Genomic DNA, 25,964 nt, shown 5'->3' on the forward strand with positions numbered 1-25,964 from the left:
GGCCGCTCTCGCCCTCCCCGGCATCACCCGGATCAGGCTGCCCTCAGCTTCAACCCCACTGCTACGACAGCGAGTTGGTGCAGGCCTTCCACCTCTACTCGAACCAACAGCGCCTCACGGCGCAAACAGAAGTTGAGCCAGAACCACGACTCGTGAACAAAGCCACGCTGACCGAGCTGAACGCCATGGTCGACCAGTAGGACCTGGACGACGAAGGCCGCCGCCTGCGGTCGAAGACACGCACCATCGGCGAGTACTTCGCCCAGGAACAGCCGCTGCTGAGGCCGCTGCCGAAGGAGGTGTTCGAGACCGGCCGGTGGTTCACTCCGCGGGTCAACCGCTTCGGCCAGGTCACTGTCCGCTGCAACTCCTACTCGGTCCCGGTCCGCTTCATCGGCCGCCAGCTGCGTGTGCTGCTGCACGCCCACGACCTGGTCGTCTACGACGGCCGCACCGTGGTCGCCCACCACGAACGGCTCAGCGGCCCGGGGCGAGTCCCGTCTCGTCCTGAACCACTATCTGGAGGCCCTCCTGCGCAAGCCGGGCGCCTTTCCTGGAGCGACCGCCCTCGAGCAGGCCAGAGCTGCAGGGAAGTTCACGCCGGTCCATGAAGCCTGGTGGAGCGCGGCCCGCGCCGCTCACGGCGAGGCGGCTGGCACCAGAGCCCTGATCGAGGTGCTGCTGCTGGGCCGGCACATGGAACACGAGCACGTCGTCGCCTGACTCGCCGCGGCCCACCGGGCCGGCGCCCTGACTGCGGACGCGGTCGCGCTTGAGGCCCGTAGGGCCGCTGAAGGCGAGACCTACCCCCAGGTGACGAAGCCCGGCCCGGCCCGTTCCGGCCAGCCGCAGGAGAGGCCTGCCTGGCGCGACGGTCACCTTCCTGTCCGACTGGAGGCTCTCCCACCTCCCAGCCGACAACCGGCCACTGCCGTCGGTGGCCCACTACGACCAGCTCCTGCAACGGCACGGCCGCAAGGCCAGTTCGACGCCAACCCGAACATCGACCCGGCCACCGTCAACACCCTCGCGACCTGCGAATGGGTGAAGAAAGGCGAGCCGCTCTGCCTGATCGGCGACTCCGGCACCGGCAAGTCCCACCTGCTGATCGCTCTGGGCACCGAGGCGGCGATGCACGGCTTCCGTGTCCGCTACGTGCTGGCCACCAAGCTCGTCAACGAGCTGGTCGAGGCCGCGGACGAGAAGCAGCTGTCGAAGACGATCGCCCGTTACGGGCGTGTCGATCTTTTGTGCATTGATGAACTCGGATACATGGAGCTTGACCGCAGGGGCGCTGAGCTGCTGTTTCAGGTTCTGACGGAGCGCGAGGAGAAGAGAACAGTGTCGCCATCGCTTCGAACGAAAGTTTCAGCGGGTGGACGAAGACGTTCACCGATCCGCGGCTCTGCGCGGCCATCGTCGACCGGCTGACCTTCAACGGCGCCATCATCCAGACCGGCACCGAGTCCTACCGCCTCGCCCACACCAAGGCCCAAGCCGAACAAGCCCAGGCCAGCTGACCGGGCGCCGCACGGGAGGAACAGCCATGACGCTGAATCTGCGACGCGGGTCAAGCTATGAGCAGGCGGAGGCCGAGATCTGCCTCATCATGGGAGGTCGGCGAGGTCGCTGTTGCGCTCGGCCCACCGGCCGGAGTCGAGATCATCGCTGAGGCTTCGCACCGCCCGCTGCTCGGCCTCCGGCCCGACCCTCGTCCACACCGACATCGCACGGCGCACGTGCTCCTCCAGATACGCCCCCGGTCGGCGCCAGTACGCCTCGAACAGGCCGTCGGCGCAGTCCCACGGGATGGGCACCGGCTCCGCGCGGGCGCCGATCGCGTCGGCCATCCCGGCAAGCGAGGGAAATTCTGCGAGGACGGAGGCGAACTCGGGCAGGTAGTCGCGAGTAAGCCAGAACCGGTCCTGCCATCCGGGCTCGTCGGTGTCGAACGTGAGCACCACCACGCGGCGGGCCACGCGTCGCATCTCGCGCAGCCCCGCTATCGGGTCCCCCCAGTGGTGAACGGTAGAGACGGCCATCGCGACGTCGAAGGACTGGTCCTCGAACGGCAGGCTCTCCGCGGCGGCGGCCACGCACGGCGCCGAGCCAGCAGGCCGCTGCCCCCGCATGACCGCCGATGGCTCCACCGCGGTCACGTCGCGATCCGCAGGCTCGTAAGAGCCGGTGCCAGCCCCGACGTTCAGCACCGTCTGCGCGTCGCCGAGCGCGTCCCAGATCTGCGCGGCGATCCGCGGCTCGGTACGCCGTGTCGCGGGATAAGCGCCGCCGATGCGCGACCAAGAGCAGACGCGAGACCAGCAGCCGGAAGGCGGTCGGAGGATTGCCGTGCTCGGTGAAATGCTGGAGCTGGGAGTCGAAGCGCCCCGGGCCCATTGGAACATCGGGCGGGAAGCGGGCGAGCTCGGTCTCGACATCGTGATTGCAGTGGGCGGAGAGATGGCCAAGCAGCTCGCCCTCGGCGCCGCCGACGTCGGCGCAGACACGGCCCTCGTTGGGGACAACGCGACCGCCACCCAGTTCCTGGAGAAGATCCTGCAGCCCGGCGACATTGTTCTGATCAAGGGGTCACGAGGTGGCATGAGGTGGCGAATCGCTCAGGCCCTTACGGGCCAGGAGATCACCGGCATCCTCAGCTGACTGCTTCCCGCCTTGCCCCGCCTTCCGGTCGCCCCCGTCCGGGAGGGGGCCCTTTGCTGCCGGGGAGTTGTCCGCACGCGGCCCCAGGCTCGAACACATGAGCAGTCCCACTCGCTGGCCGCCCGCGCATTCGAGAAGGCCTACGGAGCGAAGTGGCCCATGGCGGTGAAGAAGATCACCGACGACCTGGGCTCTCAATCTGCTGGCCCGGCATCCTGGGCTGTTCGCCGTCGTCAGCGTCTGGGACACGTCGCTGCTCAGCGCAACCGGCCACCGCATCCGCAACTCGTGGACGTCGCCGGCAGCGCCGCGCGTCTGGGCGAGTACGACGTGCGTCAGAACCTGAGCAGGTACGCACACGTCCTGCGCAGCTCGTGCCGTATCGCCCTGGGCGGCGTCGGCACCCTGGAGGCCGACTGGACGGCTGGCTGTCAGCTGCTCGAAGATCTCGGCATTCCGCATCGCGCGTACCGGGATGCCCCTGCAGAGCACCGGTGGAGCGTCGCGTGGCTGGTTCCCGCCATGCGACACCTCCTGAAGTTGGAAGTCGGTCTGTCTGCCGGGCCGCGAGGCCCGACAGGGCGGGGACGGTGAGGGGTCAGTCCTTCAGCAGTTCGTCGCGCACGGGGATCCAGTCCAGGGAGGACCGGATCCCCTCCGTGAGGGAGAACGCCGGTGTCCATCCCAGGAGTTTCTGCGCTCGGTCGCTCTTGGTGTAGCCGCCGGCGACGTCACCAGGGCGCGGCTCCGCGTCGACCGTGGCCAGCGGGGTGTCGACGACCTGGTTGAAAGCTCATCGTCCCGCACCGCAAACGCCCCGGACGGCCGCTGCTGAAGGGCGAGGAAGAGGACAACGCCGCCCACCGAAAGGTCCGCGCCCGTGTCGAGCACGTGATCGGCCGAATGAAGAACTACAAGATCCTCCGCGACTGCCGGCAGCACGGCGACGGCCTCCACCACGCCGTCCAGGCCGTCGCCCGCATGCACAACCTCACCCTCAGCGCATGACCAGACACGCCAACAACCCGGCTCAGGCCGTCTGATCACGGCCTTCTGCAACACGCTTTAGGCACGCTTTAGGCCGTCGGGCCGGAGGCGCTGACGACCCGCAAGGGCCGGAGAAGGCCATGTGTGCCCCTTGCGCGTGCCCGACCCGGCAGCGATCGACGGGGAACAACGGGGACGTCGGCGAGCGCCTCAGGAACACGTAGATCAGCGTCTTGCCAGGTCAGCCCGCATCCGGTTACGCGATCTTCCAAACTGGTGCTCCAGGATCCGAGTGTGGTGACGCTTGACTGGGTCATTGAAACTCCACCTACCTATGTCGTCGCCTTCCCGCTCACTCGTGAGGTGATCAACAGAACCCAGTAGGGCCAGGACCATCCGGGCCGCCAGGTAGGTGAAGGCCGCCCTGGGCGGCGAGCGATCCGCAGCGCCGAGCCGCACAGTCGACAGCATGGGGGCGCCGTTCGAGACGAAGCGGCGCGCACCCACCGTTGATCGCGCCGACGATTTGTATCGTCCGCCCCGATGCACCGGGCCTACAGCACAGCAGCCCGTGAGGAGGAGGATCACCATGGCTGATCGCCGACACGGGGCCGCGCCGGGTGAAGGATTCGCAGCGCGGCCGCCGGACGCTCGTCGTGCGAGCGCGCAGGACACGGTGCGCCTCGCGCTGGTGATCGGCGCCCTCGGCGTGGTCTTCGGCGACATCGGGACCAGCCCGATCTACACGCTCCAAACCGTGTTCAACCCGAGCGACCCGCACCCCGTCCCGGTCAGCACGCAGAACGTGTACGGGGTGGTGTCGCTGGTGTTCTGGTCGGTGGTGATCATCGTTACGGTCACCTATGTGCTGCTGGCGATGCGCGCCGACAACGACGGCGAGGGCGGCATCATGGCGCTGATCACCCTGCTGCGGCGGTGGAGCTCACAGCGCGGTCGGCGGGCCGCCGCCGTACTGGCCGCGCTGGGCATCTTCGGCGCGTCGCTGTTCTTCGGCGACAGCATGATCACCCCGGCGATCTCGGTCCTGTCCGCGGTCGAGGGGGTCAAGGTCGTCGAGCCGTCACTGGGCAGCGCGGTCGTGCCCATCACCGCGGTGATCATCGTGCTGCTGTTCCTGGTGCAGCGCAGAGGAACCGCGGCGGTGGGCCGGGTGTTCGGGCCGGTCATGATCGCCTGGTTCGTGGCCATCGGCGCATGCGGCGTCGCCGGCATCGCCGACCACCCGGACATCCTCAGGGCGCTGTCGCCGACCTACGCCGTGGGCTTTCTGGCCGGTCATTTCGGCACCGCCTTCTTCGCCCTGGCCGCGGTCGTGCTCGCGGTCACCGGCGCCGAGGCGCTCTACGCCGACATGGGGCACTTCGGCCGCCGGGCGATCAGCCGCGCCTGGATGTTCCTCGTCTTCCCCGCCTGCATCCTGAGCTACCTCGGCCAGGGCGCGCTGATCCTCGACGATCCGCACAACATCAGCAGCCCGTTCTTCCTGCTCGTGCCCGACTGGGGACGCTGGCCGCTGATCCTGCTGGCCACGGCGGCCACCGTGATCGCCTCCCAGGCGGTGATCACCGGCGCCTACTCGGTCGCCTCCCAGGCCGCCAAGCTCGGCTACCTGCCCAGGCTGCGGATCGCGCACACCTCCGAATCCACCATCGGCCAGATCTACGTCCCCTGGATCAACTGGCTGCTGATGGTCTCGGTCCTCACCCTGGTCTTCGCCTTCCGCAGCTCCACGGCGCTGGCCTTCGCCTTCGGCATGGCGGTCACCGGCACCATCACCATCAGCACCCTGCTGTTCTTCTATATCGCCCGTGCGAAATGGGGCACGCCCGTATGGCTGGTCACCATCGGCGCAACCGTGCTGCTCTTCGTGGACCTGCTGTTCGTAGCGGCCAACCTGACCAAGCTCGTCCACGGCGCGTGGCTGCCGCTGCTGATCGGCCTCACCGCATTCACCGTGATGACGACCTGGCAGCGCGGTCGCAAGCTTGTCACTGCGGAGCGAGCGCGCCAGGAAGGCCCGCTGCCCGAGTTCGTCGACGACCTCCGCACGGGGAAGGTGTCGACGCTCCGGATCCCGGGCACGGCCGTTTTCCTCAACCGGGGCAAGCAGACCGCGCCACTAGCCATGCGGGCCAACGTCGAGCACAACCACGTGCGGCACGACCAGGTCGTGATCCTATCTATCGAGACAGAGCCCGTGCCCCGCGTCCCGACCGACCAGCGGATCGTCGTCGACGACCTCGGCTATGCCGACGATGGGATCATCCACGTCACCGCGCGGTTCGGCTACATGGAGACACCGGACGTGCCCGGCATCCTGGCGATGCTCACCCCGGCCGAAACTGAAGGGCCGTTGCAGCTCGACCAGGCGTCCTACTTCCTGTCGAAGATCGAGCTCCGGCGCGGGAAGGCACCGACGATGGCGGCCTGGCGCAAGCGGCTGTTCATCGCCACCTCCTACATCACGGCCGACGCCGCCGAGTACTTCGGCCTTCCCCGCGACCGCACGGTCATCATGGGCTCGCAGATCGAGGTGTAGGCCCGCCCGGCACGAGGGACGGGACGATGTGAAAGGCCGCCGGGGGCGGGCGCCGTACCGCCACCGTCACGGATGCGACAGCGTGAGCGGACCGAACGACCCGGAGGTGGGCCGAGAGGGAGTTGGCTGCTGCCGCGCTGTGGCTGAGCCCACGAGGCTGACCGTCCCAAGGACCGATCCGGCGGTCATGACCATGCGCGGGCCACGCCGGTCCAGCACACGGCCGACGCGGATTCCCGCGAGTGCGAAGACGATCAGGGCGAGGGAAAACGCCCCGCTGGTCTCGCTGGTCTCGCTGGTGGACCAACCCGTCTCCGCGTGGATCTGCGGGTTCAGGACGGGGAAGGCGTAGTAGACGATTCCCCAACTGGTGACCTGCGTGACGCAGAGGGCAGGCAGGACCCCGCGGGGCCGCGACCGGTCCCCCGATCCCGTCGCGGCCCCGCGGTGGCGGGTGTTGAGACTGGTCACGAGCCGCAGCAGCCGCCCGCCGGGGCCTCTTCGGCGGGCACCGTCGTGCCGAGCTGGATCAACTGCGGTGCCGGGGCGCAGCACCCGCCGCCGGTCTGGTCTGCTTCGGGTGCGTCGAACAGCCCCGCTCCACCGCACACCCCGGTTTCCGGGAGGGTGAGTTCGACGCGGTCAGCGGACTCGATGTCACCGGCAATGGCGGCCGCGACGGAGCGGACCTGCTCATAGCCGGTCATCGCGAGGCAGGTCGGGGCGCGACCTAGGACTTCATGCCGACGAGGTAGATGCCCTGTTCGGGATGGGACAGCTCTCGGTGACCGTGCGGGTAGACGGTGCCACAGGAGTGCTGGTTGGGGTCGATCAACGGAGCCAGCTCGACCGGGGCCTGGAGGCGCTCGTCCAGGCCGAGACGGATCTCCGACAGGAACGACAGGTCCGGGCGGTAGCCGGTCAGCACGATCACCTCGTCCACTGGCTCCAGGTGGCGGCCGTCCTCGACGACCAGGACCAGGCGGCCGTCGCCGTCGCGCTCGATTGCCTCGGTGCGGAAGCCCGTGACCGCATACGCGTAGCCGTCGTCCACAGCGGCCTTTGCCGCCAGTCCGAGCGCGCCGCGGGCCGGGAGCTGATCGGCGGTGCCGCCGCCGAAGGTCGAGCCGGAGATGCCGCGGCGCAGGATCCACACCGCCTTCGTGCGCTTACCGTCGTCTGCCTTGGCCAGGTCGGCGAGGTAGGCCAGCGCCGTGAACGCGGAGGCTCCGGAGCCGATGACGGCGGTGCGCTTGCCCACGTACCGGGCCCGTACGTTTCATCCGGGGCCGCGTCCGGATCATGATCGGAAAAGCGAAAGTGCCTTCTGAGCTGCAACGATGAGGCTTGTCTAAGGTCCCAGTCGTACCAGCAGGAAGGCACTATTTGCGTGCACATTACCCGGTCACGCCCCAAGCTCGTCGTCAGCGCCGACGGGAACGGGGTTGTCTGGGCGTTGGCCAGGGACACCGCCCCCGACCAGGGCGGACAGGTGATCGTGGACCTGGACGGTGTGCTGGTGATCGCACACTCGGACAAACAGGTCGCCGCGGCGACCTGGAAGCGGACGTTCGGCCACCATCCGATCATGGGGTTCGTCGACCACGGGGCGGGCGGTGCCGGTGAGCCGGTGGCGGGCCTGCTCAGAGCCGGGAACGCGGGCAGCAACACCGCCGCCGACCACATAACCGCCACCCAATTGGCCCTGGCCCAGCTCCCGAAGAGATTCCGGCGCGGGCGCCGCACACTGATCCGCACCGACTCCGGCGGCGGCACTCACGAGTTCGTCAACTGGCTCGCGGCGCGGGGCCGGTGGCTGTCGTACTCGGTCGGCATGACCATCACCGACGCCATCCACCAGGCTGTGCTCCAGGTCCCAGCCACTGCCTGGACGCCAGCCGTCGAGCCCGGCGGCGAGGTCCGCGACGGCGCCTGGGTGGCCGAGATCGGCGGGGACTGCCTGAAGGGGTGGCCGAAGGGGATGCGGCTGATCGTCCGCAAGGAGCGCCCGCACCCCGGAGCCCAACTCCGCTTCACCGACGCCGACGGCATGCGCCTGACCTGCTTCGCCACCAACACTCCCGGCGAGGCAATCGCCGGGCTCGAACTGCGCCACCGTCAGCGCGCCCGCTGCGAGGACCGCATCCGAGACGCCCGCTCCACCGGCCTGCGCAACCTTCCCTTGCACGCCTTCGCGCAGAACCAGATCTGGCTGGAGATCGTCCAGCTCGCCCTGGACCTACTGGCCTGGATGCGGATGCTCGCCCTGACCGGCAAGACCCGCCGCTGGGAACCGAAGAAGCTTCGCCTCCGCCTGTTCTCAGCCGCCGCACAACTCGTCACCACCGGCCGCCGCCGCTACCTCCGCCTCGCGGCGCACTGGCCCTGGACCGACGTGATCAGCGCAGCGGCCGACCGGCTCCACGCCCTGCCGAACCCCGGCTGACCAGCACCTTCGAGTCCCTCCGAGCAGGATCACCCCACCGGAGCAGTGGAACCCGGCGCCCACCCGACGCGACAGCCGGGCCACCAGCATTCCCACGACCAACCCACAACAGCGAAACGGCCCGACGGAAGAACCGACGGACCGTCATGCAAGATCGAGGCTAACGATACGGCCCCGATCGCGCAAGGGCGGCTCCAGCTACAACATCTGCCGAAGCCTCACTCCCCTCGGAGGATTGCGCGTGACGACAAATCATCGGGTCAGTCAGGGACTTGATAGCTGATCGCCGAGCCTGCGTACGCCGGTGCCGGGAACGTCCAGGGAGTCACGATCCACACAGGCCGGCGGCCATGGGCGGCGGACGGCGCCGCACTGCCGATCACGCAGAGCCTCCTCGCCGCGACCTCGGTCAGTGGACGAAGGCGGTTCACCCGTCAGCGACCATGTGGTCCTAAGCGACCTCGTGGGCCGGCCCTGGCCGCTTCCTACAGCCGTTCGAATTCCCGGTCGAGCCGACTGCCATTGCACCGGTAGGCATCGGCCAGTCGCTGCCAGGCCGGGGCGTTGAACCCGACGATGCGCGCGTCTTCCATGCTGAGGCCGTCGGAACCGAGGAGTTCTCGGGTGATGACGATGGCCGTGATCACGGGGAGCCCGGCCGCGTGCATCGTCTACCGTGCTCACGCTGGCCCTCGCAAGCTCGCAAAGGGGCTACATTTCACTCTGACCGTCGGCAATGCGGTATCTGCTGCGCACTGTCGGCCCCGAGCAGGACCCGGTCGTGATGATGAGGAACCGGCCCGGAGTTAACGGCCTGCAAGCATGCGAGCTTCCCCAGTTCTAACGGTCGACTCAGGTACTCCTGCAGGTGGCGGCCCCGGCCCGTCGAACACTGCACCGTGCACTGGGCAAACGCGTCGACTCGTCCGTCTGTAGCATGACCCCATGACGCGCTTCCAAGATCGGGTAGCAATCGTCACGGGCGCCGGTGCCCCGGACGGAATCGGTGCCGCGGTTGCAAGGGCGCTTGCATCGCAGGGGGCCCGGGTTGTGCTGGGTGCCACTTCCGAGCGGGTGCACGAGCGGGCGGCGGAACTGGGCGCGGATGCCGTCGGCGTTGTCGCCGACCTGACCGTCGACGGCGCCGCAGACGCCCTGGTACGGGCCGCATTGGACCGATGGGGCCGCATCGACGTACTGGTGAACAACGCCGGCATGACATCCGTGGCCTCGGGCTGGGACGCCGACGACGACATCGCCACGCTGTCCCTGGCCGACTGGAACGCGGCGCTGACCCGCAACCTGACGACCGCCTTCTTGATGTGCCGAGCCGTGGTGCCGGTGATGGGAGCGGTCGGCTACGGACGCATCGTCTCGGTCGGCTCCACCACCGGCACGGTCAACGCGATGCCCGGCCAGGCCACCTACACCGCCGCGAAAGCGGGCCTGGTCGGACTGTCCAGGGCACTGGCCCTTGAGGTCATTCGAGACGGAATCACGGTGAACGTCGTGGCACCCGGCTACGTAGCGACCGGTTCCCAGCTGGAATTCGAAGCGGCGGCCGCCGCGGCGGGCCCGATCGGCCGGAGCGGCACCCCGGAGGAAATCGCAGCCTGCGTGCTGTTCCTGGCGCACGAGTCGGCCTCGTTTGTCACCGGGTCGCTGCTCGTGGCGGACGGCGGACACAATCTCCCGGAGACCTGGCCAAGACCGTAACTCCCCGAGCCTCACCCTGCCGCCACCGGGCGGCAGGTGGGCATCCCGCCGGTGACCCGGGCTTCGGCGAAGCAACCCTGCTCACCGATGAGCGGCTGTCCCGAGGAGTCCCATGCGGCGAGGGCGACACCGAGCGCGGGGCACTGGATCCGGCCGACCCGCACCGGCAGCAGCGGGGATCCTCCGGCGAGCACGGAGCAGATGTCCGTCCCTCCGCAGACCGACTGGAGCCATATGCCGGAAAGGACGCGGTCGTAGACCCAGCACCAGGTACTCGTGGGAAGGGGTGAGCCGGTCTGCAGGATGGATCGCAGAACGCTCAGATCGATTTCGGCCGCAGGGTGTGCGTTCGCCTTCTCTGCGGCTACCAGGTAGGCCGCTCCCACACCGACCATCGTCGCCCGGGTCTGCTCGGCGACCCTCCATACGCCGTTGATGTCGGGATGGGTGGCGCTTCCGTCGTACAGAACGATCGTGGCTCCGTGCAGCAGGCCGCCGACCATGAAGTTCCACACCATCCAACTGGTCGACGTGTGGAAGGATTGACATCCTCGCCGTCCTGAGGGACGGCGATTCCCGCCTACCGTGCCGTTGAAGGCTGTGGTGTCGGGTGGGTTCCTGCTTCGCCGCGCTGTGCCGGGACGAGTCCCGGGCTTACCTGCGCTTGACAGGCTGACACGGCCAGTCCGGCCGCCTTGGCGACGTTGACCGCCGCGTTCACATCCCGGTCCAGGACAGCCCCGCACGCCCCGCATGTCCAGATGCGGACGTGCAGGGGCTTCGGGCCGTCCTTCACACCGCACACCGAACACACCTGAGATGTGGGCTCGAAGCGGCCGATGCGGAAGAAGGTGCGCCCGTACCGGGCGGCCTTGTACTCCAACATGCTCACGAACGCCGACCATCCGGCGTCGTGAATCGACTTGGCCAGGCGCGTGCGGGCGAGGCCCTTCACCGACAGGTCCTCCACGGCAACCGCTTGGTTCTCGCGGATCAGCTTCGTGGAGAGCTGGTGGTGGAACTCGCGGCGCGCGTCGGCCACCCGCGCATGCGCGCGGGCGACCTTCAGCCGGGCCTTGTCCCTGTTCCTGCTGCCCTTCTCCTTGCGGGACAGAGCCCGCTGTGCCTTCTTCAGTCGCTTCTCGGCCCGGCGCAGGAACCGCGGACTGTCGACCTTCGTCCCATCCGACAGGACGGCGAAGTGCCCCAGGCCCAGGTCGATACCCAGCTCCGGTGCCGTGGCCGGCAGCACCTCGCACGGGCCGCTCTCCACGACGAAGGAGGCGAAGTACCGGCCCGCGCTGTCCTTGACCACCGTCACCGTGGACGGCGTCGAGGGCAGCATCCGGGACCACCTCACCCGCACGTCGCCGATCTTCGGCAGCCGCAACTTCCGCCCGGCCGTGAGGGACCAGCGGGCGTTCGCGGTGAACCGGACGGCCTGCCGGGTGTCCCGCTTGGACTTGTACCGGGGCGTACCCACCTTCGGGCGTTTGCCCTTCAGGCCGTCGAAGAAGTTCTTGTACGCGGTGTCCAGGTCGCGGAGGGACTGCTGGAGGACGACGGCGGACACCTCGCCGAGCCAAGCCCGTTCCGGGGTGTTCTTGGCCTCGGTGAGGAGCCGCTTCGACAGGTCGCCGGTCTTCGGGAACGGCAGCCCATGTTCGCGGGCGGTCTCCCGGGCCCTGAGGGCGTCGTTGTAGACCACCCGCGCACACCCGAACGCCCGTGCCAGTGCTGTGCGCTGACCGGTGCTCGGGTACAGGCGGAAGCTGTGCCGAAGCTGCACGCCGACCATGATACATAGTTGGTTTATGGGTATCGGTGAAAACGTTCGTACAGGCCGTCACTGTGTTTTCCGCATGCATGTCCACTTGGTTTTCGTGACGAAATACCGGCACTCCGTCTTCGCCGACCGGCACCTGACGCGGTGTGAGGAGATCATGCGGAGCGTGTGCGAGGACTTCGAGGCAGAGCTGGTGGAGTTCAACGGCGAGGCCAACCATGTCCACCTGCTCGTGAACTTCCCGCCGAAGGTCGCCGTCTCGAAGCTGGTGAACTCCCTCAAAGGCGTGTCCTCGCGCAGGCTCCGCCAGGAGTTCCCCGAACTCGTCCGGCACTACTGGCGAGCACAGCGCCTGTGGTCCGGGTCCTACTTCGCCGGGTCGGTCGGCGGCGCGCCGCTCAGCATCGTGAAGCAGTACATCGAACAGCAGAACCGGCCACTCTGACCCGCGCCGAGGTGAACAATGCAGATCCATACACACAGCTGAGGCCAGAGCGGGCCAAAGATTCGCTTCACCACCGGGCTGAAGCCCGGTGCACTGCGAATAGACCCGGTAGCGGCCTTCAGGGCAGCGACGCAGATCTTCGGCGCAATGACGTCCACCGATCACGAACGCCGCCCTGACAGGGATCGCACGAGGATTTCCTCCCGGGTCACTCCGAGCTCCAATGCGGACCGTTGTCCGGCAGGGCGCGGCTCGCCCACGGCCGGGCCTGCTTACCGTACGGGGAGTGCACTGTCTGCCCGGGAGGTCCTGTGCTCCGTAAGCATCCGAAGAGTTTCGCTCGTCCCCTCGAGGCGATCGAACCACCGCGCGACGTCGAAGTATTGATCGGTGTGGTGTCAATGACGGCCTTGGTGATGCTCCTCAGTGCCCTGGCCGCGTCCCCGGTGTGGCTTCTCGGGCTCCTTGTATTCCTGCCGGGTGCGGCGTCAGCGCTGTGCACCGTACGCCAGACGAAGTTCGTGTCTGCATGGACCGCACTTGTGGTCATCGTCACCATGCTGGTCCGGCACGGTGACGGGCGGCCGTGGCTCGACAGGATCCTGATGGTGCTGCTCACCCGTGGCGAACGTCAAGCTGCCGGTGTTCCACGGGGCGGGCACGCACACCGTGACCGTGAACTATTCCGGGGACGCCAAGGTGCTCGCCGGGACAGCTGACACATCGGTGACGGTCACCGCCAAGTAGGTCAAGAAGGCGCGCACGCACGGACGCGTGCACGTACGACGGGAGCCTGCCCTTCGGGGCGGGCTCCCGTTCTTACTGGTCATGGAGGAGCCGGGGTCCCCGTGGACCAGCCAGGCTCAGTACTCTCCCTTGATCACAAAGAAGGAGCCGCGGATCACTCCGGCCAGCTTTGATTTTTGGCGCGCGAACTTGAAACGTGAAACCAGCTCCTCGGGGACTTCCATGCCTTCTGAGAGCTTGAACCCCACCGCGCGCTTCGTTCCGTCATCGATGCCGTACATGACGTTGACTGACAGGCCGGATTCGTAGAACACGTGACCCATCCGAAACCCGTCCACCTCGAAGGAAGCCACCTCGAGCGGACGGGCGGAGATGACGATGTCCCGCTCGTCGGAGAGGATGTGGTTCACCCAGTCGAGCACTTCCGGTGCCTCGCTTGCGGGCCTGACGGTGAAAACGTGATCGTACTTGTTCTTGTAATAGCGCGCCTCGTTGGCGCGTAGGCCTGCGAGAGCCTCCGCTACTGGGGACAATGCCAGGCCGACGGTGGACACGTTCTCGAAGTCTACGGTGTATGGCATGTGCTCTCCTTGAGGCAGCGGCCCGCCCCGCCGCGAGGCCGCGGTGTCGTATTCACGCTACGTGCCCGCGCCGCGGCCCGACTTCTCGATTCCTGCTCGATCGGGGCGACCCGTTCATCGGCCGCGCTTTGGGCGATCTCTCTCCGGGAAGGCCGGTGTGCTGTCGCTCGGCGGCCTGGTCGGCGGTCCCGGCGAGTCGGTCAGCGCGGAGGACATGCCGGTTGCGCAGCCAAGTCTCCAGTCGTTTGCTGCCGATCCGGCGGATGGCAGCGGGGTCTGGTAGCCGGTCAGCAAGGTAAGCGGGTCGGTATTGGTCAGATCCAACGCCCGTTCCAGGCCGGGGAAGATGCCCGTGAGCTGGGCACGGAGGCGGGCGCCTTGCACGCATTGACACGATCCTCGATGCGACGAGCGGGGCGGAGCAGGCTCCCAGGTGGACGTATGAGGCGCTGACGGCCGATGCAGGGTGGCTCAAGGTGCGCCAGCTGGCACGGGAGGCACTCACCGAACTAGCCGGTACTTGGCAGCAGCCGTTGCCCACTCTGGGGATCTACGACGTCTCTCAGCAACCGCCCGAGGTCGTCTCTGGGCCGTCAGAGGCGAACCGGCGTTGACAGATGATGACAACCAGTCCCGGCATCCATGCAGGTCACAGGGGCAGCTATGGTGAGCCGCCGCGCCTGAGAGGCTCGGGCCATCACTTCCAGAAGGCCTTGACGACGGCGTGCCCCGTGGGGACGGGCCGGGTGTAGAAGGCCTGCAGGTCGGTGTGGTGGGTTACGGGGTTGGCATCCCAAAGAGGAGGACGGTCACCAGTATGTACACCGGAATGGCCAGGGCCACGGCCAACCCGGCAAGGCAGCCCCAGACGATCAGTCGAGTACTGGTTCTCCCGTAGTCATCGTTCTTCGGCACGCCCGGATGATGCCGCCATGGCAACGGAAGGGGCGCCCTCCCCCAACAGCGGAAGGGCACCCCAAGGGCGGTCAGCGGTGACCGTAGCGGCCGTGGCCCCGGCCGTGGTTGCCCGAGCGATCGTCACGGTCGTGCTTGCCCCAGCGATCGTCACGGTCGCGGTTGCCCCAGCGATCGTCACGGTCGCGGTTGCCCCAGCGATCGTCACGGTCGCGGTTGCCCCAGCGATCGTCACGGTCGTGGTTGCCCCAGCGGTCGTCACGGTCGTGGTTGCCCCGGCGGTCGTCACGGTCGCCGCGCCCGTAGTCACCATGCTCGTGACCACGGTCGTGAGTGGCATGAGATACCACCGAGGGCGCATAGGTTGCGGCGCTGGCGCCAGTGGCGCCGCCCAGCAGGACGGCGGCTGCGACGCCCAGCGCGGCGGCAAGACGGGAAACCCGCATTCCGTGCTCCTTTCACGGTAGGTGCCTGGTGCACCTGCCTGGTCGGACGCATCAATGTTTACAGCTGAAATGTCGCGTTGAGTGGGAATTCAAATCAAAGACACCTTTTATGAAGGTCTGTGTTGAGTCACGAAACTGCGCCAGGCGTGTCGACGTCACGCGCGCGCACGCAAACCGGAGGCCCGCGCCCCGTCCACCAGGGTGAACTTGCATCACACGATCTCGCCGAAGCTCCCCACCCCACACTTGTCCGCGATCGCCTCCAACAACAGCAACCCCGCCCAGACTCGTCCCGTAGTCCGGTCTGGCACATGCGAACAGGCGTCAGCGCCCGTCGACTATCCGTGGGCAGGAGGCCGTCGAGTACGTATAAGCAGCCCTGCGACCACCAGCAACGGCCAAACGGCCTCCGCAGCCGCGCCACTCTCGTGCCAGAAGGGACGGGGACTGACGGGGACTCGGGGTCCGTGGGGGTACGCGCAGCCGGGCTCCGGCCAAGGCAGAGAACCCGCAGGTCATGCCCTGGATCGCCCCACCTCACTCCTAAAGCGGTGACGGGCGTGGCAGCCTTTTCCCGACTAGCTAAGCTAGTTGGTTGACCATCAGGCAGCAGTGACAGGATCAGGCCCTGTCCGCGCGGTCGGGCTGGTGCTGGCTGTGACGGCTCGCCTGTTTTCCGTCCGACGCGACTGAGCGGCGCCTGGATCAGGACGACGAGCGTGGGCAGCGCGCGGTACATGCAAGGCAGGCGTCTCCCCGATCAAGACCACGCTTGATCGTGTCGTTGCGCGTGGCGCAGGCCCAGTCCTGCCCATCACGGGTGCAGTGGAGGCAACTTTCGGCGCTTCCGGCCGCCGCGGCCGTCTCGGAGGATGTCGCCGGCGCGCACCACCAGAATGAAGCCAGCAATGCTGAATGCCAGACAACAGGCAGCCAGGATGTGGCCAAGTGGCTGGCGGCTTCCGGCCCAGGAGTCGGCTGCGTGAAACAACTGCGCCAGTCCGATCGCTATGACGCCCCAGCCCGCACGGGTGTCCGAGCTCCGGCGGTGCTGCGGCCCGACGAGCCACACGCCAAACGCCATGAAGATGACACTACCGACGCCGATGATCCCCGCATCGAACATCGCCAAGATCCGCGAACTCATGCTCACCTGGCTGGTCCGCGAGGCGGTACCGGCTCTTGGTCGGGCTCGCGCTACAACGCGAGTCCGTAGAGTCCCTGTTCGGCTTGCGGTTGGAGTCAGCAGCAATCAGGGAGGCGGCGGTGGCGAAGCCGCGGCGCAGGCTGTGTCCGCTCCAGCGGAGTGGGAGGTCGGGCAGCAGTTCGGTGGGGGCGGTCAGGCCGGCGCGGGCTGCGGCCCGGGGCACCGAGTCTCCGATGCCTTCGCCGGTGATCCGGCCGGAGGGGTCTCCGATCTGTTGGCCGTGCCGATGCATCGGGTGGGCGATGCGGCCGTGCCGGTCGATGCGCACGAACAGGGGACCGACCGGCTGGCTGCCGTGCTCGATCAGGCACCGGCGCCAGGCGCGGACCGCGCGGACGGGGCAGGTGGCCGGGCTGGAGCCGAAGGGCACGCCGAGCGGGCCCTCATGGTTGACCTTCGGCCGCCAGACCTCGACGGCCAGGCCCTCCTCGACCTCCTCGAGGTCGGTCCAGTCCAGCAGCCGCAGTTCGGAACGGCGGGCGGCGAGGGCGAAGCCCAGCAGCAGGACGGCGAGGTCCCGGCGACCGTCCCGCGTTCGTCGGACAGCCACCGCTCACGTGGCCTCCGTGGAACCTACGACAGACCACATGTCAAGCAGCGACTCGCCGACACTTCCAGGCAACCCGCCACCACGGCGGGTGAGGGGACGTCAGAAGATCACCCGCAAGGGCTAATTGTCATTCAATCTCCAAACGGAGGGGATTTTTGACGGTCTTTCAGCCGTCCTTGGGGGCGGCGTAAGGGACCTCTGCATACCCCGATCAGCCCCACAAAGCCGGAGATCCCGACTTGCTCGATATGACAGCAATAGGGGGTGTTAGTACGTTCAATCACGCACCGGCTGCCACAGCGGGCGCTCCTCTCTCCGTCTCAGAAGGAACAAGCGACATGATCATGAACCGTTCCCACGCGACCGCCGCGGCCATCGCGGCCGCTGCGGCACTGACCGCGACCGGCATCACCTACGCCACCGCCGCCACCGCCCCCCAGACGGCCCCGGCCGTCGTCAAGCAGGCCCCCGCTCCGGCCTACGCCCCGATGGGCGGCGAGGGCGGACAGGGCAACGAGGGCGGCGGCGGCCGCGGCGGCGAAGGCGGCGAGCGCGGCGAGGGCTTCAAGGGCAAGCGCCACCACCGCGAGATCGGCAGAATCTTCATCAACGAGCGGTCGTTCTCCGCCCACCCCGACGGCTGCATCACCGTCGTAAGCGGACTGGGCTCCAAGAGCTTCAACATCCGCAACGACAGCAAGCAGACCGTCGAGTTCTTCCGCGGCGTCACCTGCGACAACGGCGCCCCCATCGCCACCGTCGGCCCCCGCAGCGAGGCCAACAACGTCCGCCCGGGCAAGAACCGGGACGAGGACGAGGACGAGAAGGGCGAGCACGAGAAGGGCGAGCACGAGAAGGGCGAGCACGAGAAGGGCGAGCACGAGAAGGGCGAGCACCACAAGAAGCACCACGAGGAGATGGAGGACGGCGTAAAGGTCAAGAACGGAGTCGTCGGCAGCTTCCGCGTCATCAAGCGCCACCACGGGAAGGGCGAGGGCGGCGAATTCGGCGAATTCGGCGGATTCGACGAAGACTAAAACCAGCAACCGCGTGATGCGCATGCTGGAGAACCCCGGCCCGCCGTAATTGGGCCGACGCCCTCCGGCCAGGCGCACGACACAGAATCCCGGCCCGCCGCAATCGGGCCGGGATTCTTGTCTGGCCCCCGGCCCAAGGACATCCCTTCTCGGAACATCCACACCAGACCATTGTCCGGCAGATCACGCGCCTGCTACGCCATCCTTACCCCAGCGACGACCGCCAGTCCACCTTCCACGGCATGACCGGACACATCCCCCTCGTTTCCCCGCCAGTCGGCCAACTGGTGCCGGGGTGAGGGTGTCGGGAGGCTCGGGACCGGACGACAAAGCGGTGCGGCTGTGGGCGACGCCCGTCCAACACCTCGGTGACGGTCTTCCCGGAGGAGCGAACGAGCGCGACCGCTCCGTGTACCGCCTGCTGCGGTTGCTCTTGCTTCCCACCTGACACTACTTCCTCCGGAACCTCACGTCCCAGTCTCCACGTGTCCACGATCAAGGGGAAGGTTCAGACCGAGGGCACCCGCCGGTTCGTCATGCGGCCCGGACGGCTCCCTGGGTGCGGGCCAACTGCATCCTCGACCAGGTGCACCTCGACGGTCAGCGGGTGCTCTTGTCGGCCGCTCTCGATCGCGACGTCGATCAGCTGGTCCGCCGCTACCTCCACGACCCCGTCGTCCACTCGGTCGACCCGTCCGCGGGCAAGATCACGACGATGGAGCACCACGTTCTGGTCGTCCACGGCCCTGACCGCTACGCCGTCGCCACGGAGATCGCCGCCCGCGACGGCCGCGTACTGCTGTTCCTCGACACCAAGCACGCCGTCGACCAGCTCACCCGGCATCTGCGGGCCAGCGGGGTGCACGCCGGAGCCCTGCACAGCGGCAAGTCCCAGCCACAGCGCACACGGACCCTGGCGCAGTTCAAGAACGGCCAGATCACCGTTCTGGTGGCGACCAATGTCGCGGCCCGTGGCCTGCACGTCGACGACCTCGATCTCGTGGTCAACGTCGACCCGCCCACCGACCCCAAGGACTATGTGCACCGGGCGGGCCGCACCGCCCGCGCCGGTGAGTCCGGCAGCGTGGTCACGCTCGTGCTGGCGGGCCAGCGCCGCGAGACGAGCCGAATGATGGCCGGGGCCGGCATCGAGCCGACCGTCACCAAGGTGCGCTCGGGCGAGGCGGAGCTGAGCCGGATCACCGGCGCCAAGGCTCCCTCCGGCACCCCGCTGGACGGCGGGCCTGCCGTTCCCCGGCCCAAGAACACCAACGCCCCCTTCCGCGGCCTCGGCACCAGCAAGGACACCTCCCGCGGCGCCGGCGGCAAGTCCCGAAAGGCCGGCGAGGCCCGCAAGCTCGCCGAGGCCCGCAAGGCCGCCCTCGTGCGTCGCAACGGCTGAGAGCCGTTGCCCTGGCAGTGAATGTCCTGGCTACGGGCTCGAACGCTCGGCCCGGCCCGAAGCCCGTCCGGTGCCCGCACCTGCGAAGCGAAGGCCCTCGACCACGAAAGAGATACCCGCCGCAACGGAGCAGGATGATGTTGCCGGCGCCCCGCACTGCGCCCGGCATGACAAGCTGTGCTTGCCCACCCCCGAACCCAGGAGGTCACCATGACCGCAGAGCCCGTATCTACGGAAGGTTCGGAGCCGGCTACCCCGGAGACGTCCCCTCTGACGCCGGACAGCGACGGCGACTACGACCTCAAGCGCAAGTTCCGCGAAGCCCTGGCGCGCAAGCGCGGTGCGCAGGCGGACGCCGCCGATGCTGCCGCCAACCCGGATGCGTCGAAGGTGCGTGCGGCGCACGGCCCGGCTGCAAGCCAGCGGTCGTTCAGGCGTAAAAGCGGCGGCTGAGTCGATCAGTCCCGCGATCTGGCCGCTCAACCAGCACTCTGAGCGCCACCCACTCGCGCGCCCCATGCAGTGGCCCGCAACGTGCGCGTACCCCTGTGCGCGTTGCGGGTGAGGCGTAGCTGGCGGTCTCGCCTGTGGGAAGGGCCCAGTTGCGGTTGGCGCGGGTCGGTGGCGCCGCCGCGCTGGAATTCCGGCCAGGACGTCCGGCCGCCGACGTTGCACGGTGGCCAGGACGTAGCTGACGGCCCGGTGCGACGCCGCGCGTTTGGCCACCCCGGCCGGCGTTACCACTGGAGCCGTCCGAATCACTGATCGTTCCGGGATGAGGGCACTGCCTCGTCCGAGGGCACGCGGCCGGTGTCGCGCGCCCGCCGTGCCCGCTGTACCGCTGTGCAAATCGACGGCGGTTGTCCGGGCCTGACAGTAGGCATCCGGCGTGGCAAGGACATTTGCTGCCCCGTTCTGCTGCGGCTGATCGACGCACGGTCGGTCGCGTTCCCGGCCGCGGTCGCCTTCGTGTCCAGCCCCGACGTGCAGGTGCCGACCTGCCCCGAGTGGACGCTGTTCGATCTGGTGCAACATCTTGGCGGGTGCACCGCCACTGCGTCACCCGTTCCTCCCGCGGCTTCCCCGCAACACCGACTCCCTCGCGGACCTGCTGGCCGCCCACGGCTAGGCGATCCGCCCGCTGCCCTTGGACGTCACCGACAAGGCCGCCGCGTTCCGGCCGTCCAGCGGGTGCACGATCACTTCGGCCGTCTGGACGTGGTCCACAACAATGCCGGCTACCGCCTGTTCGGCGCGGTCGAGGAGCTCGCGGAACAGCAGATCCGCGCCCAGACGGAGACCAACTTCTTCGGCGCCCTGTGGGTCATCCAGGCAGTCCTGCCCCTCCTGCGGGCCCAGGGCCGCGGCCACATCGTGCAGATCTCCACCATCGCAGGCGTCGCCGCCTTCCCGACTCTCGGCGGCTACAACGCCTCCAAGTGGGCCCTGGAAGGCCTGACCGAGGCCCTCGCACAAGAGATCGCCGGCTTCGGCATCATGGTCACCCTCGTCGAGCCCGGCGGCGTCGCCATCGACTGGTCCGGCTCCTCCGCCGCCCATGCCGAGCCGCTGCCCGCCTACGACGAGGTCCGCGCAGCGGGCTGGAAGGACATTCCGGTCGGTGACCCCGCCGCCGTCGGACCTGCGCTCCTGAAGATCGTCAGCGCCGAGGATTCCCCGCTGCGTGTCTTCTTCGGCCCCGTGCCCATGGGGATGGTGCACCAGCTCTGCAACGAGCAACTGGGGACCTGGGAGCAGTGGGCCGAGTTCGCCGCCGAGGCTCAGGGCACCGTGGCCTGAAGCCGCTCACCGGCGCAGGGCCGCACCGGCGCTGCCGGTGCGGGGCCGCCCGGCCCGCTACCGCACAGGAGAGGCCGTGACGCACAAGTGGACGGCCGATGACGTGCCCAGCTGGCGCGGGCGTACGGCTGTAGTGACCAGAGCCAGCACCGGTATCGCCTTCCAGACTGCGAGAGCCCTCGCCGCGCGTGACGTGCCGGCGGCGCCGCCGGTCCGCGACACCGAGAAGGTCGCAGAAGGCCGCCGCACGGATCGTGGACACCGCGCCCAACCGACGCCGGCGGGTACGCGAGGCAGGGGACGTACTGGTCATGCTCGTTCACCTTCCGATCCGACGTCTTATCGCGTAGCTGGCACCGGACCGCGCGGACGGTCAGAACCGTGACGACGCCTGGTCGGCAAGCCCCTATCGAGACACACCCGGCTGGCCCGGTACCAGTAACGCACCATCCCCGGCCAGCGGTCGACACAGCGTGAGCAAGACACCCCGGTCACAGATCTCAAGAGTCAGACCCCGCCGCAGGACAGCACCTGCCAATTTTCCCCACAGTCAGGGCCCCCGATCCAAGCCCGCAGAACATGCTCAATCCCAGCTCTGGAACACCCTGAAATCGACTCTGGCCGACCACAACGGACTGCGAAGGTCGACATCACGTTCAACCTCGATACTTCAGCGGCCGTGAGTGCATGCCCGGGCCGTCGGTTCGCCCTGCTTCTTCTGTGTGATCGCGGGGGGTGCTCACCGCCCGCGCGACCCGCGAAGCCATCCCGGCACCCGCGGCGGCCGCTGCGGCCGCGGCTGCCCTCTTGTCTTGGGGCTGGGGCAGCGGGCAGATGAGACGGATGCCGACCTGAGCGCCAGCACGTCTTCGGCGGCGGGTCGTATCGAGCGCTCGTTGGAGCACACAGGCAATGGATCACCCTGTCCCGCTCTCCGGGTACCGTCAGGGTATGAGTCATCCGCACCCCGAGCTGAAAGCCGCCCCGCCCCTTCCCGAAGGAGGGATGCGGGTCATCGCCCTGGGCGGCCTGGGCGAGATCGGCCGCAACATGACCGTCTTCGAGCACGCGGGCAAGCTGCTCATCGTCGACTGCGGCGTGCTGTTCCCCGAGGAGACCCAGCCCGGCGTGGACGTGATCCTGCCGGACTTCACCTCGATCCGGGACCGGCTGAACGACATCGTGGCCGTGGTACTCACCCACGGCCACGAGGACCACATCGGCGGCGTGCCGTACCTGCTGCGCGAGCGGTCCGACATTCCCGTCGTCGGCTCCAAGCTGACGCTGGCGTTCCTGGAGGCCAAGCTCAAGGAACACGGCATCCGGCCGCGCACGGTGCGGGTGCGGGAGGGCGACCGGCGTGGTTTCGGGCCCTTCGACTGCGAGTTCGTGGCGGTCAACCACTCCATCCCCGACAGCCTCGCGGTCGCGATCCGCACCCGGGCCGGGATGGTGCTGCACACCGGCGACTTCAAGATGGACCAGTTCCCTCTCGACGACCGCATCACCGATCTGCGCGCCTTCGCCCGCCTCGGCGAGGAGGGCGTGGACCTGTTCCTCACCGACTCCACCAACGCCGAAGTGCCCGGCTTCACCACCTCCGAGCGAGAGCTGAACCCGGCGATCGAGCAAGTGATGCGCACCGCGCCGCGCCGGGTCATCGTCTCCAGCTTCGCCAGCCACGTGCACCGCATCCAGCAGGTCCTGGACGCCGCCCACCAGCACGGCCGCAAGGTCGCCTTCGTCGGCCGGTCGATGGTCCGCAACATGGGCATCGCCCGTGACCTGGGCTATCTGAAGGTCCCCTCCGGTCTGGTCGTGAGCACGAAGGAGCTGGAGAAGCTCCCGGACCACAAGATCACTCTGGTGTGCACCGGCTCCCAGGGCGAACCGATGGCCGCGCTGTCACGGATGGCCAACCGCGACCACGTGATCCGCATCGGCACGGGCGACACCGTCCTGCTCGCCAGCTCCCTCATCCCCGGCAACGAGAACGCCATCTACCGGGTGATCAACGGACTCACCCGGTGGGGCGCCCACGTGGTGCACAAGGGCAACGCCAAGGTGCACGTCTCCGGACACGCCAGCGCCGGCGAACTCGTCTACTGCTACAACATCGTCAAGCCCCGCAACGTCATGCCCGTGCACGGCGAATGGCGCCACCTGCGGGCCAACGGCGACCTCGCCATCCGTACCGGTGTCGACCCCGACCGGGTCGTCATCGCCGAGGACGGTGTCGTCGTCGACCTGGTCGACGGGCGCGCGTCCATCACCGGCAAGGTCCCCGCAGGCAACGTCTACGTGGACGGCATGGAAGTCGGCGGCGCCACCGAAGCGTCCCTCAAGGACCGCCTCACCCTCGCCGCCGAAGGCGTGGTCACAGTGGTGGCGATCGTCGACGCAGACACCGGCGCCCTCGCCGAGGCCCCCGACTTCCTGGCCCGCGGCTTCGTCCACGACGACACCACCTTCGAACCGGTCATCCCCGTCATCGAGAAGACCCTGGCCACCGCGGCCGAGGAGGGCGTCGGGGACGCACGCCAACTCGAACAACTCGTCGCCCGCGCCGTGGCGAACTGGGCGTTCCGAACCCACCGCCGCAAGCCCCTCATCATTCCCGTCATCATCGACGCCTGAGCCACAGCACGGCAGCACGGTCCCCGGTTCCGGTCTCGGCCCCGCCGGCACCGAGGTCGGGCACGGGAGTCAGCAGCCACCCCAGCAGGCCGGGGTGGCAACGCACTCCACATGATGAGTCATCGGGAACATGCCCCAAGGACTGAAGGCGCGAAAACCCGCAGTTCAATGGGGGTCCTCCCACCTTGGGGGCGGTCTCTGGAGTGGCCGGAGCGTCAAACGAGCGTCACGGTCACGCCAGGCGACGGCGTGCAGGACCTCGCCCGCCTGTACGCCGCCGTCACCCGCGACAAGACCACCGGGCACGACCGAGGCGGGCACATTCGCCGACGGCGTCACAGCACCGCCTCATCGACCAGATCCAGCAAGGAGCCAGTGAGAGGGATCGGGCGCTTGGCCGAGGGAATACCGTTCAAGGGCACTGTGGGGTCATAGCATCTGCCCGGCATTGGGCTTGGCGCGGGCCCCTCGCGCGCCCGGGACGGCACCCTGAGCACCGGCGAGCGGCGAGGAGTCAACCGTGACCGTATGCGGGCCTGACGGGGACGGTGGGCCGACCACTCGTACTCCGGAGAACGGGGATGGCCGGGGGAGGGCGATGACCTTGGGGGGACACTGGCGGCGGCGGAGACCGGAGCGCCCGTGGAGTCACTCGACGTGGTCGCGCGCATGCTCAGGGAGCGCTGACGGTGGACTGTGGCCACTTCGTCTCGCAGATCAGGGTTGTGTGAAACTACGTATTCACAGCGGCCGACCTCGATCGTGTGTGGAGCGAGCTGAGGTGGGAGTGCCGGAGGTGAGGGAGTCGCCGGGAGAGGCCGCCGGCGCAGGCGATCCCCCCGCCAGGGCAGAGACGACGGCACACTCGGAGCGCGTGGCGTCCAGCGGCTCCTGCATGCCGGCCACTATGCAGGCGAAGCCGGTGCCCTGCGAACCGGCACACCGCGTCATTCCGAAGGAATGCGAAACTCGAATTCGGGACGGTCCCACAGCACGGCGGGCGGGTTCGCGAGCGCGGTCCCGCTCCGCACTGCACCGACGCGGTGGTAGAAGTCCTCGGCGGGAAGATGCGACACGACCTTGACACGGTCGAGCCCGGCGGCACGGGCCTCGGACTGCATGTGCGCGACGAGCAGTCGTCCAATACCACGTCCTTGCGCTTCGTCGGCGACGAACAGCAGGTCGAGCTCCGGTGGAGCGAGGACGAGCGAGTAGAACCCGAGGACTCGGCCTCCATGCTCGTCGGCGCCGACGGCTACGAAGGCGCGATGGGCCTCGATGTAATCAGGACCGACCCGGTAGCCCGCGACTGCGGCTGCGTACTTGCCCTCGTAGGCGCCTGAGCCACGCACGAGCCGCGTGAGCCGTTTGGCATCCCGCGCGACTGCCCTCCGTATCGTGATCGGCTGGCTGATCGGGGAAGTGCGTGAACTCATCGGGAGAGTATTTCGCACCGGGGGGTGCCTTCCTGCGGCGGGTCGGCTGCTCGGGCAGGCGTTCCTGCACCGCTCCCGGGAACCACTCGCCCAGGCCCCGATCGACCACGTCACTGCCACCGTCGCCCGCCAGCAGCAGCTGGACGCCCGAACCGCTGCGGAGGAGCTGGAGAACGGGGTGGTCGACGGCTGCTTCCCTTGGGCCTGCCGCAGCGAAAGTCAGCCTGTGCAGGACGACTTCGGGCTGGCCTCGTGAGGCGGATCATCCTTGACCTGTTCGCCGTCCCCGGCGGCTGGTGCCACGCCCTCACCGTCCTCGGAGCCCGGGACAGGGCAGCCGCCCAGGCGCAGGGCCTCTGCCTGGTAGCGCCGAACCCGTCGGGGCGGCGACGCCCCGGCGTTCCTGCGCTGTAGGTCGTCGGCTGCTCGGAGCCGCACTGGAGGCCGGGACTCATCGGCGGTGGTGGTCACAGGAGCACTCATGCCGGTTCATGTTGCTGCCGTAACACGACTAGTAGACTGTCGCGGCTAATGTTTGGGGTAGAGGTGGCGCAGTTTGATGCGTGCATCGTGGGTGGTGAACTGCCAGTCCACCTGACGTTGGT

21 protein-coding genes and 9 pseudogenes are annotated in these 25,964 nt (G+C 68.2%); 18 read left to right on the plus strand and 12 right to left on the minus strand.

Going from position 1 to position 25,964, the window contains the following annotated elements; all coding sequences use genetic code 11:
* The 3 genes and pseudogenes from ACIQFZ_RS39755 to ACIQFZ_RS39765 form a co-directional block, all read left to right on the plus strand.
* Positions 1 to 200: hypothetical protein (locus ACIQFZ_RS39755; protein WP_402693560.1), on the plus strand; the 200-nt coding region annotated here is incomplete at its 5' end.
* Between the two features lie 99 nt (positions 201 to 299).
* Positions 300 to 611: a Mu transposase domain-containing protein gene (locus ACIQFZ_RS39760; protein ID WP_402693561.1), complete on the plus strand. Its 312-nt coding sequence runs from the start codon at positions 300 to 302 to the stop codon at positions 609 to 611.
* A 373-nt stretch (positions 612 to 984) separates the two neighbouring features.
* Positions 985 to 1,520: pseudogene (locus tag ACIQFZ_RS39765) on the plus strand (ATP-binding protein); the annotation flags it as partial.
* Between the two features lie 50 nt (positions 1,521 to 1,570).
* On the opposite strand, the pseudogene ACIQFZ_RS39770 reads toward ACIQFZ_RS39765, so the two are convergent.
* Positions 1,571 to 2,303, minus strand: a pseudogene (locus tag ACIQFZ_RS39770) (class I SAM-dependent methyltransferase); the annotation flags it as partial.
* Here ACIQFZ_RS39770 and ACIQFZ_RS39775 point away from each other — a divergent pair.
* The 4 genes and pseudogenes from ACIQFZ_RS39775 to ACIQFZ_RS39790 all read left to right on the plus strand — a co-directional run bounded on the left by ACIQFZ_RS39775 (position 2,293) and on the right by ACIQFZ_RS39790 (position 6,208).
* Positions 2,293 to 2,661 (plus strand): glutamate ligase domain-containing protein, encoded by a 369-nt coding sequence (locus tag ACIQFZ_RS39775; protein WP_402693562.1) that lies wholly within the window; start codon positions 2,293 to 2,295, stop codon positions 2,659 to 2,661. The pseudogene ACIQFZ_RS39770 and the gene ACIQFZ_RS39775 overlap by 11 nt on opposite strands.
* Before the next feature lie 159 nt (positions 2,662 to 2,820).
* The gene (locus tag ACIQFZ_RS39780; RefSeq protein ID WP_402693563.1) at positions 2,821 to 3,255 is read left to right on the plus strand and encodes a hypothetical protein; all 435 of its coding nucleotides are present in this window, start codon (positions 2,821 to 2,823) and stop codon (positions 3,253 to 3,255) included.
* Between the two features lie 198 nt (positions 3,256 to 3,453).
* Positions 3,454 to 3,669, plus strand: a pseudogene (locus ACIQFZ_RS39785) (transposase family protein); the annotation flags it as partial.
* Positions 3,670 to 4,237: 568 nt separating this feature from the next.
* The gene (locus ACIQFZ_RS39790; RefSeq protein WP_402693564.1) at positions 4,238 to 6,208 is read left to right on the plus strand and encodes a potassium transporter Kup; all 1,971 of its coding nucleotides are present in this window, start codon (positions 4,238 to 4,240) and stop codon (positions 6,206 to 6,208) included.
* 132 nt (positions 6,209 to 6,340) lie between these two features.
* Here the strand turns inward: ACIQFZ_RS39790 and ACIQFZ_RS39795 are convergent.
* Together ACIQFZ_RS39795 and ACIQFZ_RS39800 are read right to left on the minus strand one after the other, a co-directional pair.
* Positions 6,341 to 6,679 (minus strand): annotated as a pseudogene (locus ACIQFZ_RS39795) (MFS transporter); the annotation flags it as partial.
* Positions 6,676 to 7,484, minus strand: a pseudogene (locus ACIQFZ_RS39800) (flavoprotein); the annotation flags it as partial. The pseudogenes ACIQFZ_RS39800 and ACIQFZ_RS39795, both read right to left, overlap by 4 nt.
* A 171-nt stretch (positions 7,485 to 7,655) precedes the next feature.
* Here ACIQFZ_RS39800 and ACIQFZ_RS39805 point away from each other — a divergent pair.
* A pseudogene (locus tag ACIQFZ_RS39805) lies at positions 7,656 to 8,654 on the plus strand (IS1380 family transposase); the annotation flags it as partial.
* A 485-nt stretch (positions 8,655 to 9,139) separates the two neighbouring features.
* Here ACIQFZ_RS39805 and ACIQFZ_RS39810 read toward each other — a convergent pair.
* Complete coding sequence (locus ACIQFZ_RS39810; RefSeq protein WP_402693565.1) at positions 9,140 to 9,301, minus strand: hypothetical protein; 162 nt, start codon at positions 9,299 to 9,301, stop codon at positions 9,140 to 9,142.
* A 298-nt stretch (positions 9,302 to 9,599) separates the two neighbouring features.
* On the opposite strand from ACIQFZ_RS39810, the gene ACIQFZ_RS39815 reads away from it, so the two are divergent.
* A complete protein-coding gene (locus ACIQFZ_RS39815) occupies positions 9,600 to 10,370 on the plus strand; it encodes an SDR family NAD(P)-dependent oxidoreductase (protein ID WP_402693566.1) in 771 nt (256 codons plus the stop codon).
* An 11-nt stretch (positions 10,371 to 10,381) separates the two neighbouring features.
* Here the strand turns inward: ACIQFZ_RS39815 and ACIQFZ_RS39820 are convergent, their stop codons facing one another.
* The gene (locus tag ACIQFZ_RS39820; RefSeq protein WP_402693567.1) at positions 10,382 to 10,888 is read right to left on the minus strand and encodes an AMP-binding protein; all 507 of its coding nucleotides are present in this window, start codon (positions 10,886 to 10,888) and stop codon (positions 10,382 to 10,384) included.
* Between the two features lie 62 nt (positions 10,889 to 10,950).
* Positions 10,951 to 12,159 carry an RNA-guided endonuclease InsQ/TnpB family protein gene (locus ACIQFZ_RS39825; protein ID WP_402693568.1) on the minus strand — a complete coding sequence of 403 codons (1,209 nt, stop codon included), beginning with the start codon at positions 12,157 to 12,159 and terminating at the stop codon, positions 10,951 to 10,953.
* 25 nt (positions 12,160 to 12,184) lie between these two features.
* Between ACIQFZ_RS39825 and tnpA the strand changes: the two genes are divergently transcribed.
* A complete protein-coding gene (gene tnpA / locus ACIQFZ_RS39830) occupies positions 12,185 to 12,601 on the plus strand; it encodes an IS200/IS605 family transposase (RefSeq protein ID WP_402693569.1) in 417 nt (138 codons plus the stop codon).
* Positions 12,602 to 13,222: 621 nt separating this feature from the next.
* A complete protein-coding gene (locus ACIQFZ_RS39835; protein ID WP_402693570.1) occupies positions 13,223 to 13,348 on the plus strand; it encodes a hypothetical protein in 126 nt (41 codons plus the stop codon).
* A 116-nt stretch (positions 13,349 to 13,464) separates the two neighbouring features.
* Here ACIQFZ_RS39835 and ACIQFZ_RS39840 read toward each other — a convergent pair whose 3' ends face one another.
* The 5 genes and pseudogenes from ACIQFZ_RS39840 to ACIQFZ_RS39860 all read right to left on the minus strand — a co-directional run bounded on the left by ACIQFZ_RS39840 (position 13,465) and on the right by ACIQFZ_RS39860 (position 17,047).
* Positions 13,465 to 13,929: a phage tail protein gene (locus tag ACIQFZ_RS39840; RefSeq protein ID WP_402693571.1), complete on the minus strand. Its 465-nt coding sequence runs from the start codon at positions 13,927 to 13,929 to the stop codon at positions 13,465 to 13,467.
* A 136-nt stretch (positions 13,930 to 14,065) separates the two neighbouring features.
* Positions 14,066 to 14,301 (minus strand): annotated as a pseudogene (locus ACIQFZ_RS39845) (IS110 family transposase); the annotation flags it as partial.
* 614 nt (positions 14,302 to 14,915) lie between these two features.
* On the minus strand, positions 14,916 to 15,290 hold the full coding sequence (locus tag ACIQFZ_RS39850; RefSeq protein WP_402693572.1) for a hypothetical protein: 375 nt from the start codon (positions 15,288 to 15,290) through the stop codon (positions 14,916 to 14,918).
* An 814-nt stretch (positions 15,291 to 16,104) separates the two neighbouring features.
* On the minus strand, positions 16,105 to 16,422 hold the full coding sequence (locus ACIQFZ_RS39855) for a hypothetical protein (protein ID WP_402693573.1): 318 nt from the start codon (positions 16,420 to 16,422) through the stop codon (positions 16,105 to 16,107).
* Positions 16,385 to 17,047, minus strand: a complete 663-nt coding sequence (locus ACIQFZ_RS39860; protein WP_402693574.1) for a hypothetical protein — start codon at positions 17,045 to 17,047, stop codon at positions 16,385 to 16,387. Before ACIQFZ_RS39860 ends, ACIQFZ_RS39855 begins: the two co-directional genes overlap by 38 nt.
* A 338-nt stretch (positions 17,048 to 17,385) precedes the next feature.
* Here ACIQFZ_RS39860 and ACIQFZ_RS39865 point away from each other — a divergent pair, with 338 nt between their 5' ends.
* The 6 genes and pseudogenes from ACIQFZ_RS39865 (at position 17,386) to ACIQFZ_RS39890 (ending at position 23,923) form a co-directional block, all read left to right on the plus strand.
* A complete protein-coding gene (locus ACIQFZ_RS39865; protein WP_402693575.1) occupies positions 17,386 to 18,084 on the plus strand; it encodes a hypothetical protein in 699 nt (232 codons plus the stop codon).
* A gap of 574 nt (positions 18,085 to 18,658) precedes the next feature.
* A pseudogene (locus ACIQFZ_RS39870) lies at positions 18,659 to 19,486 on the plus strand (helicase-related protein); the annotation flags it as partial.
* Between the two features lie 210 nt (positions 19,487 to 19,696).
* Positions 19,697 to 19,939 (plus strand): DUF5302 domain-containing protein, encoded by a 243-nt coding sequence (locus ACIQFZ_RS39875; protein WP_402693576.1) that lies wholly within the window; start codon positions 19,697 to 19,699, stop codon positions 19,937 to 19,939.
* A 516-nt stretch (positions 19,940 to 20,455) separates the two neighbouring features.
* Positions 20,456 to 20,584, plus strand: a pseudogene (locus tag ACIQFZ_RS39880) (maleylpyruvate isomerase N-terminal domain-containing protein); the annotation flags it as partial.
* 93 nt (positions 20,585 to 20,677) lie between these two features.
* A complete protein-coding gene (locus ACIQFZ_RS39885) occupies positions 20,678 to 21,286 on the plus strand; it encodes an SDR family NAD(P)-dependent oxidoreductase (protein WP_402693579.1) in 609 nt (202 codons plus the stop codon).
* Positions 21,287 to 22,237: 951 nt separating this feature from the next.
* Positions 22,238 to 23,923 carry a ribonuclease J gene (locus tag ACIQFZ_RS39890; RefSeq protein WP_402693577.1) on the plus strand — a complete coding sequence of 562 codons (1,686 nt, stop codon included), beginning with the start codon at positions 22,238 to 22,240 and terminating at the stop codon, positions 23,921 to 23,923.
* 947 nt (positions 23,924 to 24,870) lie between these two features.
* Here ACIQFZ_RS39890 and ACIQFZ_RS39895 read toward each other — a convergent pair.
* Positions 24,871 to 25,359: a GNAT family N-acetyltransferase gene (locus ACIQFZ_RS39895; protein WP_376546806.1), complete on the minus strand. Its 489-nt coding sequence runs from the start codon at positions 25,357 to 25,359 to the stop codon at positions 24,871 to 24,873.
* Between ACIQFZ_RS39895 and ACIQFZ_RS39900 the strand changes: the two genes are divergently transcribed.
* The gene (locus ACIQFZ_RS39900; protein WP_402693578.1) at positions 25,346 to 25,615 is read left to right on the plus strand and encodes a hypothetical protein; all 270 of its coding nucleotides are present in this window, start codon (positions 25,346 to 25,348) and stop codon (positions 25,613 to 25,615) included. The genes ACIQFZ_RS39895 and ACIQFZ_RS39900 overlap by 14 nt on opposite strands.
* Positions 25,616 to 25,964: the final 349 nt, after the last annotated feature.

It is taken from the genome of Streptomyces sp. NPDC093064 (assembly GCF_044754605.1).
Lineage (GTDB): Bacteria > Actinomycetota > Actinomycetes > Streptomycetales > Streptomycetaceae > Streptomyces.

Excerpts from the sequence above, each read along its gene's own strand:
- tnpA (WP_402693569.1), top strand. The coding sequence starts at position 12,185 with ATGGGTATCGGTGAAAACGTTCGTACAGGCCGTCACTGTGTTTTCCGC.
- ACIQFZ_RS39875 (WP_402693576.1), top strand. The coding sequence starts at position 19,697 with ATGACCGCAGAGCCCGTATCTACGGAAGGTTCGGAGCCGGCTACCCCG.
- ACIQFZ_RS39775 (WP_402693562.1), top strand. The coding sequence starts at position 2,293 with ATGCGCGACCAAGAGCAGACGCGAGACCAGCAGCCGGAAGGCGGTCGG.
- ACIQFZ_RS39890 (WP_402693577.1), top strand. The coding sequence starts at position 22,238 with ATGAGTCATCCGCACCCCGAGCTGAAAGCCGCCCCGCCCCTTCCCGAA.
- ACIQFZ_RS39840 (WP_402693571.1), bottom strand. The coding sequence starts at position 13,929 with ATGCCATACACCGTAGACTTCGAGAACGTGTCCACCGTCGGCCTGGCA.
- ACIQFZ_RS39790 (WP_402693564.1), top strand. The coding sequence starts at position 4,238 with ATGGCTGATCGCCGACACGGGGCCGCGCCGGGTGAAGGATTCGCAGCG.
- ACIQFZ_RS39865 (WP_402693575.1), top strand. The coding sequence starts at position 17,386 with ATGATCATGAACCGTTCCCACGCGACCGCCGCGGCCATCGCGGCCGCT.
- ACIQFZ_RS39850 (WP_402693572.1), bottom strand. The coding sequence starts at position 15,290 with ATGCGGGTTTCCCGTCTTGCCGCCGCGCTGGGCGTCGCAGCCGCCGTC.
- ACIQFZ_RS39815 (WP_402693566.1), top strand. The coding sequence starts at position 9,600 with ATGACGCGCTTCCAAGATCGGGTAGCAATCGTCACGGGCGCCGGTGCC.
- ACIQFZ_RS39820 (WP_402693567.1), bottom strand. The coding sequence starts at position 10,888 with ATGGTGTGGAACTTCATGGTCGGCGGCCTGCTGCACGGAGCCACGATC.
- ACIQFZ_RS39895 (WP_376546806.1), bottom strand. The coding sequence starts at position 25,359 with ATGAGTTCACGCACTTCCCCGATCAGCCAGCCGATCACGATACGGAGG.
- ACIQFZ_RS39780 (WP_402693563.1), top strand. The coding sequence starts at position 2,821 with ATGGCGGTGAAGAAGATCACCGACGACCTGGGCTCTCAATCTGCTGGC.